This is a genomic window from Mycobacterium sp. OAS707 (assembly GCF_014873705.1).
Taxonomy (GTDB): domain Bacteria; phylum Actinomycetota; class Actinomycetes; order Mycobacteriales; family Mycobacteriaceae; genus Mycobacterium.
This window is the reverse complement of sequence record NZ_JADBDS010000002.1, coordinates 139,707-159,930: the sequence shown is the minus strand read 5'-3', so window position 1 is coordinate 159,930 and position 20,224 is coordinate 139,707. Positions and strand designations below refer to the sequence as shown.

At 67.2% G+C, this 20,224-nt stretch carries 17 protein-coding genes and 1 riboswitch; of the genes, 7 read left to right on the top strand and 10 right to left on the bottom strand.

Features of this window, described 5'->3' with window-relative positions; genetic code table 11:
* Positions 1–26: 26 nt before the first annotated feature.
* The 7 genes from gndA to GGC64_RS11460 all read left to right on the top strand — a co-directional run bounded on the left by gndA (position 27) and on the right by GGC64_RS11460 (position 10,917).
* On the top strand, positions 27–1,490 hold the full coding sequence (gene gndA, locus GGC64_RS11490; RefSeq protein WP_192722649.1) for an NADP-dependent phosphogluconate dehydrogenase: 1,464 nt from the start codon (positions 27–29) through the stop codon (positions 1,488–1,490).
* Positions 1,491–1,589: 99 nt separating this feature from the next.
* Positions 1,590–3,026 carry a GuaB1 family IMP dehydrogenase-related protein gene (locus GGC64_RS11485; protein WP_192722648.1) on the top strand — a complete coding sequence of 479 codons (1,437 nt, stop codon included), beginning with the start codon at positions 1,590–1,592 and terminating at the stop codon, positions 3,024–3,026.
* 204 nt (positions 3,027–3,230) lie between these two features.
* Positions 3,231–4,598, top strand: a complete 1,368-nt coding sequence (locus tag GGC64_RS11480; RefSeq protein ID WP_192722647.1) for a hemolysin family protein — start codon at positions 3,231–3,233, stop codon at positions 4,596–4,598.
* Positions 4,591–5,643 carry a hemolysin family protein gene (locus tag GGC64_RS11475; protein ID WP_192722646.1) on the top strand — a complete coding sequence of 351 codons (1,053 nt, stop codon included), beginning with the start codon at positions 4,591–4,593 and terminating at the stop codon, positions 5,641–5,643. Before GGC64_RS11480 ends, GGC64_RS11475 begins: the two co-directional genes overlap by 8 nt.
* The gene (locus tag GGC64_RS11470; RefSeq protein ID WP_370582072.1) at positions 5,636–6,535 is read left to right on the top strand and encodes a 3-methyladenine DNA glycosylase; all 900 of its coding nucleotides are present in this window, start codon (positions 5,636–5,638) and stop codon (positions 6,533–6,535) included. The genes GGC64_RS11475 and GGC64_RS11470 overlap by 8 nt, the downstream gene beginning before the upstream one ends.
* A gap of 48 nt (positions 6,536–6,583) precedes the next feature.
* The gene (locus GGC64_RS11465; protein ID WP_192722645.1) at positions 6,584–8,770 is read left to right on the top strand and encodes a malate synthase G; all 2,187 of its coding nucleotides are present in this window, start codon (positions 6,584–6,586) and stop codon (positions 8,768–8,770) included.
* Between the two features lie 14 nt (positions 8,771–8,784).
* On the top strand, positions 8,785–10,917 hold the full coding sequence (locus GGC64_RS11460) for a hypothetical protein (RefSeq protein WP_192722644.1): 2,133 nt from the start codon (positions 8,785–8,787) through the stop codon (positions 10,915–10,917).
* Here the strand turns inward: GGC64_RS11460 and GGC64_RS11455 are convergent.
* The 10 genes from GGC64_RS11455 to GGC64_RS11410 form a co-directional block, all read right to left on the bottom strand.
* Entirely contained in the window at positions 10,914–11,789 is an 876-nt protein-coding gene (locus GGC64_RS11455) for an alpha/beta fold hydrolase (protein ID WP_192722643.1), read from the bottom strand. The genes GGC64_RS11460 and GGC64_RS11455 overlap by 4 nt on opposite strands.
* Before the next feature lie 87 nt (positions 11,790–11,876).
* On the bottom strand, positions 11,877–14,708 hold the full coding sequence (gene gcvP, locus GGC64_RS11450; protein WP_192722642.1) for an aminomethyl-transferring glycine dehydrogenase: 2,832 nt from the start codon (positions 14,706–14,708) through the stop codon (positions 11,877–11,879).
* Positions 14,709–14,781: 73 nt separating this feature from the next.
* Positions 14,782–14,880, bottom strand: a riboswitch (glycine riboswitch).
* A 66-nt stretch (positions 14,881–14,946) separates the two neighbouring features.
* Entirely contained in the window at positions 14,947–15,567 is a 621-nt protein-coding gene (locus GGC64_RS11445; RefSeq protein ID WP_192722641.1) for a MerR family transcriptional regulator, read from the bottom strand.
* Between the two features lie 228 nt (positions 15,568–15,795).
* Positions 15,796–16,290, bottom strand: a complete 495-nt coding sequence (locus GGC64_RS11440) for a bifunctional nuclease family protein (protein WP_015307149.1) — start codon at positions 16,288–16,290, stop codon at positions 15,796–15,798.
* A gap of 60 nt (positions 16,291–16,350) precedes the next feature.
* Positions 16,351–17,082: a MerR family transcriptional regulator gene (locus GGC64_RS11435; protein WP_192722640.1), complete on the bottom strand. Its 732-nt coding sequence runs from the start codon at positions 17,080–17,082 to the stop codon at positions 16,351–16,353.
* Positions 17,083–17,084: 2 nt separating this feature from the next.
* On the bottom strand, positions 17,085–17,561 hold the full coding sequence (gene garA, locus GGC64_RS11430; RefSeq protein ID WP_192722639.1) for a glycogen accumulation regulator GarA: 477 nt from the start codon (positions 17,559–17,561) through the stop codon (positions 17,085–17,087).
* A 158-nt stretch (positions 17,562–17,719) separates the two neighbouring features.
* A complete protein-coding gene (gene gcvH, locus GGC64_RS11425) occupies positions 17,720–18,115 on the bottom strand; it encodes a glycine cleavage system protein GcvH (RefSeq protein WP_192722638.1) in 396 nt (131 codons plus the stop codon).
* 34 nt (positions 18,116–18,149) lie between these two features.
* Positions 18,150–18,971 (bottom strand): DUF881 domain-containing protein, encoded by an 822-nt coding sequence (locus GGC64_RS11420; RefSeq protein WP_192722637.1) that lies wholly within the window; start codon positions 18,969–18,971, stop codon positions 18,150–18,152.
* A gap of 4 nt (positions 18,972–18,975) precedes the next feature.
* The gene (locus GGC64_RS11415) at positions 18,976–19,308 is read right to left on the bottom strand and encodes a small basic family protein (protein WP_067800834.1); all 333 of its coding nucleotides are present in this window, start codon (positions 19,306–19,308) and stop codon (positions 18,976–18,978) included.
* Positions 19,309–19,321: 13 nt separating this feature from the next.
* On the bottom strand, positions 19,322–20,221 hold the full coding sequence (locus GGC64_RS11410; RefSeq protein ID WP_192722636.1) for a DUF881 domain-containing protein: 900 nt from the start codon (positions 20,219–20,221) through the stop codon (positions 19,322–19,324).
* Between the last annotated feature and the right edge of the window lie 3 nt (positions 20,222–20,224).

Sequence of the window (20,224 nt, the reverse complement as noted above, 5' to 3'; positions counted from 1 at the left end):
CAACAAAAGAACGGAAGGCCGCCTGAATGAGCGACTCTGTTAACTCTGACACGACCGGAACCGCTCAGATCGGCGTAACCGGTCTTGCCGTGATGGGCTCCAACATTGCACGCAACTTCGCCAGGCACGGCTACACCGTGGCACTGCACAACCGGTCGGTCGCCAAGACCGATGCGTTGCTCGCCGACCACGGCTCCGAGGGCAAGTTCGTTCGCAGCGAGACGATTCCGGAATTCCTTGCCGCCCTTGAGAAGCCGCGCCGGGTACTGATCATGGTCAAGGCGGGCGACCCGACAGACGCCGTCATCAACGAGCTCGCCGACGCGATGGAAGAGGGCGACATCATCATCGACGGCGGCAATGCGCTCTACACCGACACCATCCGCCGTGAGAAGGCGATGCGCGAGCGTGGCCTGCACTTCGTCGGCGCGGGCATCTCCGGCGGCGAAGAGGGCGCGCTGAACGGGCCGTCGATCATGCCCGGCGGCCCTGCCGAGTCCTACGAGTCGCTGGGCCCGTTGCTCGAGGAGATCTCCGCCCACGTCGACGGCGTGCCCTGCTGCACCCACATCGGCCCCGACGGCGCCGGGCATTTCGTGAAGATGGTGCACAACGGGATCGAGTACTCGGACATGCAGTTGATCGGCGAGGCCTACCAGCTGCTGCGCGACGGTCTGGGCAAGACCGCCCCCGAGATCGCGGACATCTTCGCGGAGTGGAACTCCGGCGATCTGGACAGCTTCCTCATCGAGATCACCGCTGAGGTGTTGCGGCAGACCGACGCCAAGACAGGAAAGCCGCTCGTCGACCTCATCCTCGACGAGGCGGAGCAGAAGGGCACCGGCCGCTGGACGGTGAAGTCGGCGCTGGACCTCGGGGTGCCGGTGACCGGCATCGCCGAGGCGGTGTTCGCCCGCGCGCTGTCAGGCTCGGTGGCCCAGCGCAAGGCCACGACCGGTCTGGCATCGGGCGATCTCGGCGAGAAGCCCAGCGACGCAGCACGATTCATCGACGATGTCAGTAAGGCGCTGTACGCGTCCAAGATCATCGCCTATGCCCAGGGCTTCAACCAGATTCAGGCAGGCAGCGCCGAGTACGACTGGAACATCGCGCCCGGTGACATGGCGAGGATCTGGCGTGGCGGCTGCATCATCCGGGCGAAGTTCCTCAACAGGATCACGGAGGCCTTCGACGAGAACCCGGACCTGCCGACGCTGATCGCCGCCCCGTACTTCCGGGAGGCGATCGAGGCCGCGATCGACAGCTGGCGCCGCGTCGTGGTGACCGCCACCGAACTGGGCATCCCGATCCCCGGCTTCTCGTCGGCGCTGTCGTACTACGACGGGCTGCGCACCGAACGGCTTCCCGCGGCACTCACCCAGGGTCTTCGCGACTTCTTCGGAGCCCACACCTACGGCCGCATCGACGCCGACCGCGACGCGCGGTTCCACACCCTGTGGAGCGGCGACCGCAGCGAGGTGCCCGCCTAGGTTTCGCCGAACAGACGCAAAAGTGCCCTTTTTCGGCCGAATTCGGGCACTTTCGCGTCTGCTCGCCGGACGACGGTGAGCCACTAGACTCGACCTGACATGAGATTTCTCGAGGGCCATCCGCCGGCCTACGACCTGACCTACAACGACGTCTTCATCGTCCCCGGACGTTCGGACGTGCAGTCCCGCTTCGACGTCGACCTTTCGACGCACGACGGGTCCGGCACCACCATCCCGGTGGTGGTGGCCAACATGACCGCGGTGGCGGGTCGCCGGATGGCCGAGACGATCGCCCGCCGCGGCGGCATCGTCGTGCTGCCGCAGGATCTGCCGATTTCGGCGGTCAAGGAGACGGTCGACTTCGTCAAGAGCCGCGACCTGGTAGTCGACACGCCGGTGGTGCTGTCCCCCGACGACTCGGTGTCGGACGCGATGGCGCTGATCAACAAGCGGGCACACGGCGCCGCGGTCGTGGTGTTCGAGGGCCGTCCCATCGGTCTGATCACCGAGGCCAACTGCGCGGGCGTCGACCGGTTCACCCGCGTGCGCGACATCGCGATAACCGAACTCGTCACCGCACCCTCGGGCACCGACCCGCGCAAGGTGTTCGACCTGCTCGACCACGCGCCCGTCGACGTGGCGGTGCTGACCGAACCGGACGGCACGCTCGCCGGTGTGCTGACCCGTACCGGGGCGGTCCGCGCCGGCATCTACACCCCCGCGGTCGACGCAAAGGGCAGGCTGCGCATCGCGGCGGCCGTCGGCATCAACGGTGACGTCGGCGCCAAGGCCCGCTCGCTCGCCGAAGCTGGTGTCGACCTGCTGGTGATCGACACCGCCCACGGTCATCAGCTCAAGATGCTCGAAGCGATCAAGTCGGTGTCGTCGCTCGACTTGGGGCTGCCTATTGCCGCGGGCAACGTCGTCTCCGCGGAGGGCACCCGCGATCTGATCTCCGCGGGCGCGTCGATCGTCAAGGTCGGCGTCGGGCCCGGCGCGATGTGCACGACGCGCATGATGACCGGCGTTGGCAGGCCGCAGTTCTCCGCGGTGGTTGAATGTGCCTCTGCGGCAAGGCAACTCGGTGGCCACGTGTGGGCCGATGGTGGTGTGCGGCATCCGCGTGACGTGGCACTGGCGCTGGCAGCGGGGGCAGCCAACGTGATGATCGGTTCATGGTTCGCGGGCACCTACGAGTCGCCCGGCGACCTGATGCGCGACCGCGATAACCAGCCCTACAAGGAGAGCTACGGCATGGCGTCCAAGCGTGCCGTCGCTGCCCGCACCGCCGCCGACAGCTCGTTCGACCGTGCGCGCAAGGCGCTTTTCGAGGAGGGCATCTCGACCTCGCGGATGGGGCTGGACCCGTCGCGCGGTGGGGTCGAGGACCTACTCGACCACATCACCTCCGGAGTGCGCAGCACGTGCACCTACGTCGGCGCGGCGAGCATCGCCGAGCTCCACGACAAGGTCGTGCTCGGGGTGCAGTCCGCTGCGGGGTTTGCCGAAGGCCACCCGCTGCCGACCGGATGGTGAGGCCCTGCGGCGGCCTAGACGGCTAACATAGGGAATTCATTGCCAGCCAAGCGAAAGGGACCCCGTGCCGCAGGCACCCGTCGAGGCCGTCGGCTTCCGGGCTGAGCGGAGCGACGAGGGTTCCGCCGCGAGCGGCGCCCCCGACGCCGAGCCGTCCCCTAGTCGGCCGGGCGTGCGGCCCGGCGACCCGAGGGTGAGAGCGCGATGAGCGTCGTGTACACCCTGCTTGCCCTGCTGGCCTTCGCGATTCTGACCGCGGGCACCGCGGTGTTCGTCTCCGCCGAGTTCTCGCTGACCGCGCTGGAGCGCAGCACGGTCGACGCGAACGCGCGCAGCGGCGGACGCCGCGACCAGCTGGTGCAGCGGGCCCATCGGACGTTGTCGTTTCAGCTCTCCGGCGCCCAGGTGGGCATCTCGATCACCACACTGATCACCGGCTATCTGGCCGAGCCGCTCGTCGCGCATCTGCTGGAGCCGGTGTTCGCGGCGACGTCGTTGTCGCCCGAAGTGTCGGGCGGCCTGGCGCTGGCGTTGGCGCTGCTGATTGCGACGTCGGTGTCGATGGTGTTCGGCGAGCTGGTTGCCCAGTACCTGGCGGTGGCCAAGCCGCTGCCGGTGGCGCGCGTGGTGGCGGGCCCCCAGTTGCTGTTCTCGGCGCTGTTCACGCCGCTGATCCACCTGACCAACGGAACCGCGAACTGGATTCTTCGTCGGCTCGGCATCGAGCCCGCGGAGGAGTTGCGCTCGGCGCGCTCACCGCAGGAGCTGGTTTCGCTGGTGCGCAACTCGGCGCGGCGCGGATCGTTGGACCCCGTCACCGCGACGCTGGTCGACCGCTCGCTGCAGTTCGGCTCGCGGACCGCCGAGGAACTGATGACGCCCCGTACGGAGATCGTCACCCTCGAGGTCGACGACACCGTCGCCGATCTGGTGGAAGCGGCTATCGGCAGCGGGTATTCGCGGTTCCCGATCGTCGACGGCGATCTCGACGAGACCACCGGCATCGTCCACGTCAAGCAGGTCTTCGAGATCCCGCCGGAACGGCACAAAACGACCAAGTTGGCCACCCTTGCCCAGCCCGTCGCCCGAGTGCCGTCGACGCTGGACGGCGACGACGTGATGGCGCAGCTGCGGGCCAACGGCCTGCAGACCGCGCTGGTAGTCGACGAATACGGCGGCACCGCGGGCATGGTGACCGTCGAGGACGTCATCGAGGAGATCGTCGGCGACATCCGCGACGAGCACGACGAACCGACGGCCGACGTCGTGCAGGCCGGTCAGGGCTGGCAGGTGTCCGGTCTGTTGCGCATCGACGAAGTCGCGACGGCCACCGGATTCCGGGCCTCTGAGGGCGAGTACGAGACCATCGGCGGTCTGGTCCTTCAGGAACTGGGCCACATCCCGGAAGAAGGCGAGTCCGTCGAGCTGACCGCGTTCGACCCCGACGCCCCGCTGGACGATCCGGTGCGCTGGCTGGCCACCGTGGTGCGGATGGACGGGCGGCGCATCGACCAGCTCGAGCTGACACAACTGGGCAGGCGCGAAGACGAGCCGGAGGGTACCGATGGGTGACTTCCTCGGCGTCATCCTGACTTTCGTGCTGCTGGCGGCCAACGCGTTCTTCGTCGGCGCGGAGTTCGCGTTGATCTCGGCCCGTCGCGACCGGCTCGAGACGCTGGCCGAGCAGGGCAAGCACAGCGCAGTCGCGGTGATCCGCGCAGGCGAGAACCTGCCGCTGATGCTGGCCGGCGCGCAGCTCGGCATCACGATCTGTTCGATCCTGCTGGGCCGGGTTGGCGAACCGGCGGTGGCGCATCTGCTCGAGCGGCCGTTCCACTTGTTCGGCATTCCAGACACCGTGCTGCACACGGTGTCGTTCGTCATCGCGATCACGATCGTCGTGGTGCTACACGTCCTCCTCGGCGAGATGGTGCCGAAGAACATCGCCATCGCCGGCCCCGAGTCCGCGGCCATGCTGCTGGTGCCGCCGTACCTGCTGTGGGTGCGCGCGGCCAGGCCCGTTATCGCGGTGTACGACTGGTGCGCCCACGTGATCCTGCGGATGTTCGGGGTGGAGGCGAAAACCGAACTGGAGAACACGGTGTCGACCGTCGAGCTGTCCGAGATGATCGCCGAGTCGGTGTCGGAGGGCCTCCTGGACCCCGAGGAGCACAACCGCCTGTCGCGGGCACTGCAGATCCGCAACCGAGTGGTCCGCGACGTGGCGGTACCGCTCAGCGCGGTGCACGCGGTGCGGGCGGCCGACGACGCGTCGGGCCCCACGGTGGCGGCGATCCAGCGCGCGCTGGCCGAGACCGGTTACTCGCGCTTCCCGGTCGCCGATTCCGCAGGCAGGTTCATCGGCTACGTGCACATCAAGGACGTGCTGGCGCTCGTCGGCGATCCCGATGCCGTGGTGGACCCGACGGCGGTGCGACCACTGCCAGAGGTGCCCGACGCGACCTCGCTGCCCGACGCGTTGTCGCTGCTTCGGCGCAACAACAGCCACCTGGCGGTCGTCACCGCCGCCGACGGCAGGGTGTCGGCGATGGTCACGCTCGAGGACCTGGTCGAGGACGTGGTCGGCGCCGTTCGCGACAGGACGCACCGTGTCTGATGTCTGCACGACGGTGGCTGATGTCGTCGTGCTCGACGAAGCCGACTGGACCACCCGCGAGCGCTTGCACCAGGAACGCGTCGACGACTTTTGTGAACCTCATCGCAGGCGAGCCCGAACCGGACAAACGCACCCGGTCTGGGATTTCCTGTTCACCTATTACAGCCTGCGGCCGCGGCAGTTGCGGATCTGGCACCCCGGGTTCGGCGCCGCCCTCGGCGGTGCTGCGGCCGAGCGTTATCTCCAGCGCAGCGGCTACGGGCGTGGGCGCTGCGGCGTAACCGTGACCGACGCGTACGCGGCGTCGCGAGCCAACACGGTGAGGTTCATCGCCAGGTTGCTGCGCGCGACGGCCGCACGCCCGGCGCGGATGAACTGCTTCGGCATGCACGAGTGGGCGATGGTCTACCAAGCGCCCGAGGTGCGCCACGGCCAGGTGCCGCTGCGGTTGGGCGCGGCAGGGACCGATGCCGTCGTCGAGTCAATGCCGTTGCGCTGCAGCCACTTTGACGCGTTCCGGTTCTTCACCGAGCCGGCCGCCCGCCGCAACACCGAACGGCTCACCCGCGACAGCCAGGTGGCCAGTGAGCAGCCCGGCTGTGTGCACGCCGCGATGGATCTCTACAAGTGGGCGTTCAAGCTCGGGCCGCTGGTCTGCTCGGACCTGGTGATGGACTGTCTGCGACTCGCCGCCGATGCCCGTTCGCTGGATATGCGCGCGAGCCCCTATGATCTCCGCGACTACGGATTCGAGCCGATCGCCGTCGAAACGCCGGCCGGTCGCGCCGAGTATGTCCGTGCCCAGCAGAGCATTGCTGAGCGGGCCACACCACTGCGGGCCACCCTGGCCGACCGGTGTGACCTGCTGCTGACCATGGCTGCTGGCGAATAGCCCCAGTTACCGCTGGGTAAGCTGGATCGACGGCTTTAGGGAGGAAATATGACGGACCGCGTGACGGTGGGAAACCTGCGCGTCGCCCAGGTGCTCTACGACTTCGTGAACAACGAGGCGCTGCCGGGCACCGACATCGACCCCGACAGCTTCTGGGCGGGAGTCGACAAGGTCGTCACCGACCTGTCCCCGCAGAACCAGGACCTGCTGGCGCGCCGCGACGACCTGCAGGCGCAGATCGACAAATATCACCGCCAGCACGTCATCGAGCCGCTCGACCCGGACGGCTACAAGCAGTTCCTCACCGAGATCGGCTATCTGCAGCCCGAGCCCGACGACTTCACCATCACCACCGCAGGCGTGGACGACGAGATCACCACGACCGCGGGTCCGCAGTTGGTGGTGCCGATCCTCAACGCGCGGTTCGCGCTGAACGCCGCCAACGCCCGCTGGGGCTCGCTGTACGACGCGCTGTACGGCACCGATGTCATCTCGGAAGAGGACGGCGCCGAGAAAGGCACGAGCTATAACAAAGTGCGCGGCGACAAGGTCATCGCCTATGCGCGCAAGTTCCTCGACACCGCGGTGCCGCTTTCGTCCGGGGCGTGGAGCGACGCCACCGGGCTGAAGATCGACGACGGTCAGCTGGTCATCGAGTTGCGCGACGAGTCGACCGGGTTGGCGTCGCCGGAGCAGTTCGTCGGCTACACCGGCGAGCTGGGCTCGCCGCAGTGGTCGGTGCTGCTGCGCAACCACGGACTGCACGTCGAGATCCTGGTCGACCCCGACTCCCCCGTCGGCTCGACCGACGCAGCCGGCATCAAGGACGTGGTGCTGGAGTCCGCGATCACCACGATCATGGACTTCGAGGACTCGGTGGCCGCGGTCGACGCCGACGACAAGGTGCTCGGCTACCGCAACTGGCTTGGCCTGAACAAGGGCGACCTCACCGAAGAGGTGGCCAAGGGCAACAAGACATTCACCCGCGTCCTCAACCAGGACCGCACCTACACCACACCCGATGGCGAGGGTGAGCTGACGCTGCCGGGACGCAGCCTGATGTTCGTGCGCAACGTCGGTCACCTGATGACCAACGACGCGATCACCGACGCCGAGGGTCACGAGGTGTTCGAGGGCATTCAGGACGCCCTGTTCACCAGCCTGATCGCGATTCACGGGCTGAAGCAGGGAGAGGCCAACGGGCCGCTGGTGAACAGCCGCAGCGGGTCGGTCTACATCGTGAAGCCCAAGATGCACGGACCCGACGAGGTGGCCTACACCTGCGAGCTGTTCAGCCGCGTCGAGGACGTGCTCGGCCTGCCGCAGAACACGCTCAAGGTCGGCATCATGGACGAGGAACGCCGCACCACGCTCAACCTCAAGGCCTGCGTGAAGGCGGCCGCGGACCGCGTCGTGTTCATCAACACCGGTTTCCTGGACCGCACCGGCGACGAGATCCACACCTCGATGGAGGCGGGGCCGATGATCCGCAAGGGTGCGATGAAGAGCACCCAGTGGATCGCCGCCTACGAGGACCAGAACGTCGACGTCGGCCTGGCCACCGGCTTCTCCGGGCGCGCGCAGATCGGCAAGGGCATGTGGGCCATGACCGACCTGATGGCTGACATGGTCGAGCAGAAGATCGGTCAGCCGAAGGCGGGTGCGACCACCGCGTGGGTGCCGTCACCGACCGCGGCCACCCTGCACGCCATGCACTACCACGAGGTCGACGTGTACGCGGTGCACAAGGAGCTGGAAGGCAAGCGACGCACGACCGTCGACCAGCTGCTGACGGTCCCCCTGGCCAAGGAGCTGGCATGGGCGCCAGAGGAGATCCGCGAAGAGGTAGACAACAACTGCCAGTCGATCCTCGGCTATGTCGTGCGCTGGATCGACGCGGGCGTCGGCTGCTCGAAGGTGCCTGACATCCACAATGTGGCGTTGATGGAAGACCGTGCGACGCTGCGGATTTCGAGCCAGCTGCTGGCAAACTGGTTGCGCCACGGCGTGATCACCGAAGAGGACGTCAAGGCCAGCCTGCGCCGGATGGCCGCGGTCGTCGACGAGCAGAACGCAAAGGATCCCGAATTCCGCCCGATGGCACCGGATCCCGATGGCAGCATCGCGTTTCAGGCCGCGCAGGAGTTGATCCTGGCCGGTGGCGCACAGCCCAATGGCTACACCGAGCCGATCCTGCACCGACGTCGACGCGAGTACAAGGCCGCAGCGCAGTGAGCACAAGGGGTTAAGTGGGAAGGCATAGCGCTCCCGATCCCGAAGACTCGGCCGACGAAGGCGTGCCCGAGGAGCCGCCGACTCAGCGCTTCAGTCGTCAGCCGCCGCCGGAACCCGACGACTTCGCCGGAGGTACGGGCTATGGCTATCGCGCCGCCGGGTATGACCGACCCGACTACGACGAGCCCGCCTACCCGTCCACCCCGTATCCCGACGGGGACTTCGAAGAGCCGGGTTACGACGACTCGCACTATGACGAGCCGAGCTATGACGAGACCGACTACGGGCACGACTACGGCCAAGCCGACTTCGATGAGCCCGCAGAGGACTATGAGCGGCCGGAGTCCGCACGGGGTGCCGCCCCGCCACCTCGGTCGGGACAGAAGCACAGCGGCGAATGGGAAGGCGGCGAGTGGACGGGTAGCCACCGCGCGATCACAGCAGGCAGGCGCGGTGTCAGCGTCGGGGTGATCGCCGCTCTGGTAGCCGTCGTCGTGATCGTCGGTGCATTCATTCTGTGGCGGTTCTTCGGCGACGCCCTTTCGCATCGCAGCGACGCGCTTGCCGCGCGGTGTGTCGACGGCGACCTTGCCGTCTCCGTCGTCGCGGACCCGTCGATCGCCGACGAGGTGCACAAGCTGGCCGATGCCTACAACAAGAGCGCGGCGCCCGTCGCCGACAAATGCGTGAAGATCGGTGTCCGGCCCGCCGATTCCGACCAGGTCGTCAACGGTTTCATCGGCAAATGGCCGGCCGAACTCGGTGAGCGGCCCGCGCTGTGGATCCCTGCCAGCTCGGTGTCGGAAGCCCGGCTCGAGGCCGCGGCCGGCGCTCAGACCGTCAGCGACAGCCGCTCCCTTGTCACCTCGCCGGTTCTGCTCGCTACCCGGCCACAGCTCAAAGATGCGTTGGCCCAGCAGAATTGGGGAACGCTGCCGGGGCTGCAGACCAATCAGTCGGCGTTGGACGCGCTGAATCTGCCCGGCTTTGGGTCGTTGCGGTTGTCGTTGCCGCTGAGCGGCGACAGCGACGCCTCCTATCTGGCGGCCGAGGCCGTGGCGGCGGCGTCGGCCCCGGCGGGCCAACCGGCCAGCGCAGGAGCGGGAGCGGTCAACACACTGGTCGGTGCGCAGCCCAAGCTCGCCGACAACAAGTGGGCCACCGCGATGGACGCACTACTGAATTCGTCTGATCCGGCGACCGCACCGGTGCACTCCGTCGTCACCACCGAGCAGCAGTTGTTCCAGAAGGCCGCGTCGATACCGGACGCCAAGACCAAGCTCGCCGCGTGGCTGCCGCCAGGTCCGACGGCTGTGGCCGACTATCCGACCGTGCTGCTCAGCGGCAATTGGCTGTCGCAGGAACAGGTCAGCGCGGCAAGCGAATTCGCGCGGTTCATGCGCAAGTCCGAGCAGCTCGCGCAGCTGTCCAAGGCCGGTTTCCGCACCGAGGGCGGCGCGCCGCCGAAGAGCGACGTGACGAGCTTTGCGCCGGTGTCGGCGCCGCTGTCGGTGGGTGACGCCTCGATGCGGGCGACGCTGGCCAACGCGTTGACCGCGCCGGCGGAGAGCCCCGCCGTCACGATCATGCTCGACCAGTCGATGCCGACGGACGAGGGCGGCAAGTCGCGGCTGGCCAATGTGGTCGCCGCGCTCAACGCGCGGGTGCAGGCACTGCCGGGCAACGCTGCGGTCGGGTTGTGGACGTTCGACGGCGTCGAAGGCAGGTCCGAAGTGAGCACCGGTCCGCTGTCGGATCAGGTCAACGGGCAGCCGCGTTCGGCGGCGCTGACCGGTGCGCTCAACGCGCAGACCGCGTCCGGTGGTGGTGCGGTTTCGTTCACCACGCTGCGGATGCTCTACGACCAGGCGAAGGCGAGTTACCGTCAGGGACAGAGCAATTCGGTGCTGCTCATCACGGCGGGCCCGCATACCGACCAGTCGCTGGACGGTCCCGGCCTGCAGCAGTACATTCGCGGGGCCTTCGATCAGGGACGCCCGATCGCGGTGAACGTGATCGACTTCGGCAACGACCCCGACCGCCCCACATGGGAGGCCGTCGCACAGGCCAGCGGCGGCAGCTATCAGAACCTCGGCAGCTCGGCCTCGCCCGACCTGACCGCCGCGATCACGCAGTTCATCGGTTAGTGCGACGCCGTCGTCAGTAGGCTCAACGCGGCGCGGGTGAATACCTCGGGCACCTCCACTTGCGGGTAGTGCCCGACACCGGGAAGCTCGACAACGTCTGCGGCAGGCCGTAATTCGCGCAGGCCGTCGAGCACGTTTGTGGTGGCCACCGGATCGTCGAGGGCCCACAGGAAGCTGAGCGGTTTGGGCCAGTCCCGCACTGCGCCGTGCCAGCGGTCGGCGTAGCGTTCGCGCTCGTCGAGGTACGAGATCAGCAGGTGCGCGATGCGGTGCCCGTCCTTGTTGGCGATCAGCGCCCACTGCGCGTCGGCCTCCTCTGCGGTCAGCGGATGGTTCGCGCTGAACAAACGCCCGAACTCCTTGACGAACCTGCCGCCGGTGGACAACCGCGCGGCCAGCGGGCCGAGCGGACCGCGTAGCAGCTTCTGGACGGGTCGTAGGCTGGCGCGGCTCAGGATCACGCTGCCGTTACTGAGCACGACGCGTTGCAGGTCAAAAGGCAAGGCGCCGTTGATATCTCGGGCCAATAATTCTGTCGTCACCGACGTGCCCATGTCGTGTGCGATGAGCACCACCGGTCCCGGTGCTTCTGCGGCGACTACGTCAGCCACGATGTCGGCCTGCTCGAGCAGACTGTAGCGGTGCGGTCGCGGCTTGTCCGACAGGCCGAAGCCGAGGAAGTCGAGTGTCAGCCACGCCCGCCCTGCCAGGTGCGGCACGACGCCGCGATAGTCATACGAACTCGATGGGTAGCCGTGCAGCAGCAGCACCGTCGGACCATCGCCGGGTGCCGAGCGAACGAACACCCTGCCCGCAGCCGTCGTCAGCCAACTGCCGCCGTCACGCCACTTCGCCACGCTTGGGGGTAGCACACCACGGACCCTAGCCGCCGAACGTGGGTTACCCGCACGCTTCGGGCCCGCGGAACGTGCGTTGAGCCCACACTCGGCGGACCTGGGTCAGGCGAACGCCTCGACCGGCGGGCACGAGCAGACCAGATTGCGATCGCCGTAGGCCCCGTCGATGCGGCGCACCGGTGGCCACACCTTCGGCCGGAAGCCCTTGCCGAGCGGGTACGCCGCCTGCTCGCGGGTGTACGGATGATCCCAGTCGGCCACCAGCAGGCATTCCGCGGTGTGCGGCGCACCGCGCAGCGGATTGTCGTCGACTGTCCAAGTGCCCGCACCAACCTTGTCGATTTCGCCGCGTATCGCGATCATCGCGTCACAGAACGCGTCGACCTCGGCGAGGCTCTCGCTCTCCGTCGGCTCGACCATCAGCGTGCCCGCGACGGGGAAGCTCATCGTCGGCGCGTGAAAACCGTAGTCCGCCAAGCGCTTTGCCACGTCGTCCACGGTGACGCCGGTGTCCTTGGTGATGCCCCGCAGGTCGAGGATGCACTCGTGGGCGACCATGCCGTTTTCGCCGGTGTACAGCACCGGGTAGTAGTCGTCGAGGCGCCGCGCGATGTAGTTGGCCGACGCGATCGCGGTCAACGACGCCGCACGCAGCCCTCCTGCGCCCATCATCCGGATGTACGCCCACGTGATCGGCAGGATCGACGCCGACCCGTACGGCGCCGATGACACGGTGTACTTCTCGGGCAACTCCTCGGCCAGCGGATGGCCGGGCAGGTATTTGGCCAGGTGTTCGCGCACCGCGACGGGCCCGACGCCGGGACCGCCGCCACCGTGCGGGATGCAGAACGTCTTGTGCAGATTGAGATGGCTGACGTCGCCGCCGAACCGGCCGGGCCTGGCCAGCCCGACGAGCGCATTGAGATTCGCGCCGTCGACGTACACCTGGCCGCCGACGTCGTGCACGGCCGCGCAGATCTCGGCGATGTCGTGCTCGTACACGCCGTGCGTCGACGGGTAAGTGATCATCAACGCCGACAACCGATCCGCGTGCTCGGTCACCTTCGCACGTAGGTCGTCGAGGTCGACATCGCCGTTGGCCCGGCACGCCACCACCACGACCCGCATGCCGACCAGCGCCGCCGACGCCGCGTTGGTGCCGTGCGCACTCGACGGGATCAGGCACACGTCGCGATCGGGCTGGCCCCGCTCGGCGTGATACGCCTGGATCGCGAGCAGCCCGGCGTACTCCCCCTGCGACCCGGCGTTGGGCTGCAACGACACCGCGTCATAGCCGGTGATCGCGGTCAGCCAGCTCTCCAAATCGGAGATCAGCTTGCGCAGTCCCGGTGTGTCCGACGCGGGTGCGAACGGGTGCTGGCGGGAGAACTCCGGCCAAGTGATCGGCTCCATCTCAGCCGCGGCGTTCAGCTTCATCGTGCACGACCCGAGCGGAATCATGCTGCGGTCCAACGCAATATCCTTGTCGGCCAACGAACGCAGGTACCGCATCATCTCAGTCTCGGTGCGATACTGCGTGAACGCCGGATGGGTGAGGAACTCCGAAGTGCGCGTTGCGATGTCGGCGCGCAGCGGCTGGGCGGGCGCCAACCCGAACGCCTCGATCACCCGGGCGACGTGCTCATCGGTTGTCGCCTCGTCGCACGAGACCGACACGTGGTCGGCGTCGACGCGCCACAGGTTGATGCCGTTGACCTTGGCCGCGGCGACCACCTCGTCGGCACGACCGGGAACCTTCGCGAGCACGGTGTCGAAGAACTTCCCGTGCACCAACGCCTCACCCAGCGCGCCTGCGATCGCCTCGGCGCGGGCGTGCACGCGGCGCGCAATGCCGGTCAAGCCGTCCGCGCCGTGGTAGCTGGCGTACATCGAAGCGATCACCGCAAGCAGCACCTGCGCGGTACAGATATTGCTGGTGGCCTTGTCGCGGCGGATGTGCTGTTCGCGCGTCTGCAGCGCCAATCTGAAGGCGGGCGACCCGTCCGCATCGACGGACACGCCGACCAGTCGGCCCGGCAGCTGGCGCGCATGCTTGGCGTGCACCGCGAGGTAGCCCGCGTGCGGACCGCCGAATCCCATTGGCACGCCGAAACGTTGGGTGGTGCCGAATGCGACGTCGGCGCCGATGTCGCCAGGCGATACGATCAACGTCAGCGCCAGCAGGTCGGCTCCGATCGCCACCAGCGCACCACGCTCGTGCGCCGCGGCCACCAACTCGGCCCAGTCGACGACCTCGCCGCTGCTGCCGGGAAGCTGGGCGATCACCCCGAAGAAGTCGCCGTCGGGCAGGCCCGCCCGCAGGTCTGCGGTGACGATCTCGATGCCCAGCGGCTCCGCGCGGGTGGCCACGATTGCGGCGGTCTGGCTATACACATCGGCGTCGATCACGAGTCGGTTCGACGGCCCCCGCACGGCGCGGTGCATCAGCGTCATCGCCTCGGCGGCGGCGGTGCCCTCGTCGAGCATCGAGGCGTTGGCGACCTCGAGCCCGGTCAGGTCGGCGACCATCGTCTGGAAATTCAGCAGCGCCTCGAGCCGGCCCTGACTGATCTCCGGCTGGTACGGGGTGTAGGCGGTGTACCACGCCGGGTTCTCAAGTATGTTGCGGCGCAACACCGGTGGCGTCAGTGTGTCGAAATAGCCCTGCCCGATCATCGAAACGGCGACGGTGTTCGAGTCGGCCATCTCGCGCAGTTCGGCAAGCGCTTCGTGCTCGCTGGCGGCGGGCAGCAGTTGGTCAAGACCTGGGGCGACGCCGTCGGCGGACAGCGCGTCGAGAATGCCCGCTGGCAGCGCCTTGTCGGCCAGTTCGTCCAGAGATCCCACTCCGATGGTCTTGAGCATCGTCGTGACGGCATCGGCGTCCGGTCCGATGTGGCGATCGGCGAAGTTGGGCTGGTAGTGATCGAACACTGAGGTGCACTCCCGGAGAGGAACGTTCCTCCCCCTCAGTCGTCAACCCGGCTGGGCGTCTCCAGAGGCATCGGGGCCTTGCGCGGTCCTGGGTGCCTGAGAGGTTGACGGAGAGGTGTTGCTCCTTCGGCGTCCGTGACTGGCGGTCACGGAACTCTCCCACACAAGGGCGATGCGCTGACGAGTTTACCGTCACCACCGCTCAGCGGCGATTTCGGCAGGCAGAACGGGCGGCGTGTCAGCCTATTTTGCGGTCGCGGTGCTTACGACGCGAGGCCAGCTCGTCCTCGGGGGTTGCGATCGACTCGCCACCGTCGGCCCGCTCGCCGGGGAATTCGGCGATGGCCCCGGTCAGCTCCCGCATGGCGCCGGACACCGCGATGCCGAACACACCCTGGCCGCCCTGCAGCAGGTCGACGACCTCCTCGGCCGACGTGCACTCATAAACCGTGGTGCCGTCGGAGAACAGCGTGATGTTGGCCAGATCGCGGACGCCGCGCTGGCGCAGGTGATCGACCGCGACGCGGATGTTGTGCAGCGAGATACCGGTGTCCAGCAACCGCTTCACGATCTTGAGGACGAGGATGTCCTTGAACGAGTAAAGGCGTTGGCTACCCGACCCGGCCGCGCTGCGAATGGACGGAACCACGAGCGAGGTCCTGGCCCAGTAATCCAGCTGCCGGTAAGTGATTCCGGCGATCTGGCAGGCGCTGGGACCGCGGTAGCCGACGAGTTCGTCGGGCACCGAGTTATCGGGGAACAGACCGGCCTGCACGGGTTCGCTGGGGGCGGTTGCCGGCGATTCGGCGGGCCCGCTGGTGGACAGATCCAGCTGCTCTTGACGTGGCGTGTCTCCCACTCTGCCAATCCTCTCGCCGATCGAACTCGCGTCTGTGACCTGCATGGGCGCACGTTTGCCGAAGATCGAATGTGTCGAGCATACGCTTCCCGTCGAGCCATTACTGCTCGTCGCAACCAAGTATGGCTGCCCAATTCATACTTCGAAGAAACCCGCACCGCGTGTCGAGCGCGACGAGACGTTTCCGTGACAAAACCCCAGGCGACCGGGCCCGTACTCCTACGGGAACTACGTCGCCTTGAAATCGTCGGGCGACACGCTGTCGAGGAACTCCTTGAACTTCTCGACCTCGTCCTCGCGGACCGCGCCGGCGGCCTCCTCGTCGTTCTCGTCGGGAATCAGCAGTCCGGCCTCGGCGAGCACGGCCTCCTCGACGTAGATCGGCACGCCGACGCGCAGCGCGATGGCCACCGAATCCGACGGCCGAGCCGACACCTTGATGTCGCGGTCGAAGATCAGGTCCGCGTAGAAGGTGCCCTCCTGGAGGTCGACGATGCGCACCTCTTTGAGCGAATGACCAAGTGCCGTAATGAGATCTCGGATCAGATCGTGGGTCAGCGGACGCGCGGGCTCGTGTCCCTGCTGCTCGAGTGCGATCGCAGCAGCCTCCGGCTGTCCGATCCAGATCGGTAGATAGCGGTCACCATTGGCTTCCCGCAGCAGTAGCACCGGCTGGTTCTGCGGCTGCTCAACGCGAATGCCGACCACACGAACCTCACCCATTTGTGTCTGCCCTCCGCACGAAAGAAGCCCGCTAAGAAGCCTTGAAAACGAGTCTAATCCTCAGCGATCCAGAACGTCGCGTACGGCGGACTTGATGAGCGACGTGTGCAACGTGATCGCCAGGGCAGCCACCTCGCGGGCCAGATCGTCGGCCCGGTCGCGGGCCCCGGCCTTGCCCGCCTTGACCACCGGACCCGCGATCTGGGCGATCAGATCGGACTGGCGGTCGGCTGCTGAGCGAAATGCCCGCAGATGCCGCGGCTCGACGCCGTACTCGGCCAGCGCCTTGGCGCACTGCGCGATCACCACCGAATGGTCGTCGAAGAAGCCCGCGGCGCCGGTTTTGACGATGCCGCCCTTGACCAGCTCGTTGAGCATCGCGTCATCGATGCCCGACCGCGCGAGCAGATCCTCGCGGCGCAGCCGAACCTGCGACTGCGCCACCGCAACGCCGTCATCCTCCGGGTTCGCATCAACCGGAACCAAACGCGGTACGCCGTAAGCAGATCCGCTGCTGGGCAGCTCGCCGTCGGGCTGGGCGTCCAACTGGGCCTTGATGACCTTCAACGGCAGATACTGATCGCGTTGCGCGGTCAGGATGAACCGCAGCCGCGCACAGTCGTAGGCGGTGAACCGCCGATACCCCGACGGGGTGCGCTCAGGCGTGACGAGCCCCTCGGCCTCCAGAAAACGAATCTTGGAGATGGTTACGTCCGGGAAGTCCGGTCGCAGCAGATCGAGCACCGCTCCGATCGACATCCCGGCCAACGCGGGTCTGTCGGGGGCGGTCACGCTCAGCTTCCCGGGCCGCTGTCGTCGTCGCCTTTGGGCCCGGTCAAGAACACCAGGCGGAACTTGCCGATCTGGACCTCGTCGCCGTTGGCCAGCACTGCGGAATCGACGGGTTCCCGGTTGACGTAGGTGCCGTTGAGGCTGCCGACGTCGACCACCTGGAACTCGCCGCTTTCCAGCCGGAACTCCGCGTGCCGACGGCTCACCGTGACGTCGTCGAGGAAGATGTCGCTGTCGGGATGTCGACCCGCCGACGTGGTGGGCTGGTCGAGCAGGAATCGCGATCCCGCGTTGGGGCCGCGCTTGACGACCAGCAGGGCCGACCCGGCGGGCAGGCCCTCCACACCCGAGACCGCACCCTCGGCGCCTGCCGCGGGCGGAGCGTCCAGTTCATTGAGGAAGTCGGCGCGAAAGACCGATGTCGTCTCCACAGTGACATCCTCGGACTGGTCAGCCCCAGAGTTGTGGTTTTCCGTCACCCGCTGCTCCTCACTGGCTGCTGTGGCGATATCAGGCCGGGCCCCCCAGCCGTCATTACACGTCTGGTGTTGACCGTACCGCGCAGTAGACATCATTGGGTCCACCACCGCCGGATCGGCCTGTGTTGGACTTTGGTCGCGAAAACCCTAACAACTCGTCATTCGGTCACGGTGGCGCGGTAGCCGTCCGGATCCAGCAACCCCGACAGCGCGTCGTCCAGCGAACCGCCCTCGATCTTCAGATCGACCAGCCAACCTTCGCCATAGGGATCCGAGTTGACCAGTTGCGGGTTTGCTTCCAGATCTCCGTTGACCGCAACGACTTTCGCGCTGACGGGCGCGTAAAGATCGGAGACCGACTTCGTCGATTCGACTTCGCCGAACGACTCCCCCGCCGTCACCTCGGCGCCGACGTCGGGCAACTGCACGAACACCACGTCGCCGAGCGCCGACTGGGCGTAGTCGGTGATGCCGACCCGGACGGTGTCGTCGCCGGTGCGCTGCACCCACTCGTGTTCCTCGGTGTAGGACAGGTCGGCTGGGATTTGGCTCACGGCGCTCCTATTTGTCGGCGGCAAACATGTGGCTTCATTTGACTGGCTGAGCGTATTGGCGGGGTTTCGGTTGCCGCAAGGCGGTTATGTCGACGCGGTCGGACTGTTGTACCACCATCTTGCCGCCGACGCGCTCGACACTGTCCATCGCACCGCCTGGGATGTTCATCGCGGCGGCCAGCGTAGCCGGATCACCAATGGCCAGAACAGAATACGGCGGGCCAAGCGTCGCATTGTCGACGACGAGCGCACCGGGGTTGCCGACCACCCACGTGTCGACGCCGACCCGAACGGACGTCGACCCGCCCCGAATCTCCATCGCCTCGGCACCTGCGGCCCGCAACTCGTTGATGACGTCGAGCATGGTCTCAGCGGGCACCCCTGGCGTGGTGTCCTCGATCGTCAGTGTCACGCCGGGACCCGTCGCAGCGACGGTGCCGATCTGGATCGACAGCGCGGCCAGACGCGCCTGCGCGTTTTCGATCGCGGCCGCATCGCTGCTGCCGGAGGCCTGCAATTGCGCCAAGTTGCGCTGTAGGTCGGCCACTTCGGTATTGAGCGCGGCTTCACGCTGCTGCAGCGAGTCCAGCAGCACCAGCAGATCGGCGGGCCGCGCTGTCTCCAGTGCGTCGCCCGATTCGGTCTGTCGCGCCTGCGTCACGATCGCGATCCCGAGCACCACAAGCAGCAGGACGGCCAACGCGCCGAAGGCGAGTTGCGATCGGCCCCGCCGCGCCACGCCCTTCACCCCGCCTGCGTTCAGATCGCCGATCGCGGGCGCGGGCTCGTCTGGCGGCAACTCGTGGCGGCCGTGATGGTCCGGTTCGGCCGAATGCTGCGGGGGCTGATCGGACATGGGTTTATGCGCCGAACAATCTGCGCCGCAAGGCGGCAGCGTTGCCGAAGATCCGGATGCCGAGCACCACGATGATCGCGGTGGACAACTGCGTGCCGACACCGAGTTGGTCGCCGACGTACACGATCAACGCGGCGACCAGAACGTTGAACACGAACGAGATCACGAACACCTTCGAGTCGAATATGCGTTCCAGATAGGCCCGCAATCCGCCGAACACCGCGTCGAGCGCGGCTACCACCGCGATCGGCAGGTAGGGCTGGATGACCTCGGGGACGCTGGGGTGAAACACCAGACCCAGCACGATCCCGACGACCAGTGCGGCGATACCGATCATTTGTGTCCCGTCATTAGGGCCCAATCTGCTTGGCGAAGTTGACATCCCGAAACGAACCGGCGGGCACGGTGAGACCATCGCCGGCGCTGACATTGACTCCGACGCCATAGCTGGTCTCCAGCAGGCGAAGTCGCTGCAGGCCGGGGCTGCGGTCGAACACGTCGGCCATGGCGTGCGGCGGTCCGATCGCGAGAATGACGTATGGGCTGCTGATCGGTTGATTGTCGACCAGGATGCCGCCGCCCGCCTGCCGGATGGTCACGTTCGGGCCGATCCGCACACCGCCCACCGAGACGGCCTCGGCTCCGCTGACCCACAGCGAGTTGACCACCAACTGCAGATCGCGGTCGAGGATCACCTGCTGGCTGCCGGGCAGCCGCTCCTTTGAGACGTCGCTGAGGTCTTTCGACATCCCGGGATCCGTGACGGTGATGGTCAGGCCGGGCCCGATCACCGCCGTGGTGGCGGCGGCGAAGTTGGCCGCATCCAGACTGCCCAGCAACTGCTGACCGCGTTCGTCGCCCGCGAGCCTGCTGCGCCGCTCGGCATCCACCCGGGCGGCCAGCGCGTTGCGCTTGGCGCTGGCGTCGTTGGCGGCGGCCTCAGCGGACTTGACGCTTCCCGCCAGCACATGCTGCGACTCGCGCACGCCCGGCGCCGTCGAACGTGCCTGCGCGACGGCGGCGGCGAACACCACGGCGATCAAAAAAGCACCGCAGATCTGCCAGGCCCACGCCTGCCACCACTTGCGGCGCCTTCCCGCCTCCTTCGCCTTGGCCGCTGCCGCGTAGCCGGGATCGAGATGATCGGACAGCAGCGATCTCAGCAGTGACGGCACGGGGATCAGCGTCGGCGTGTTGGCCTCGTGAGCGTTGCGGCCCGCTTGGGGGTCGTAGCCGCCCAATGTCGTCACGCG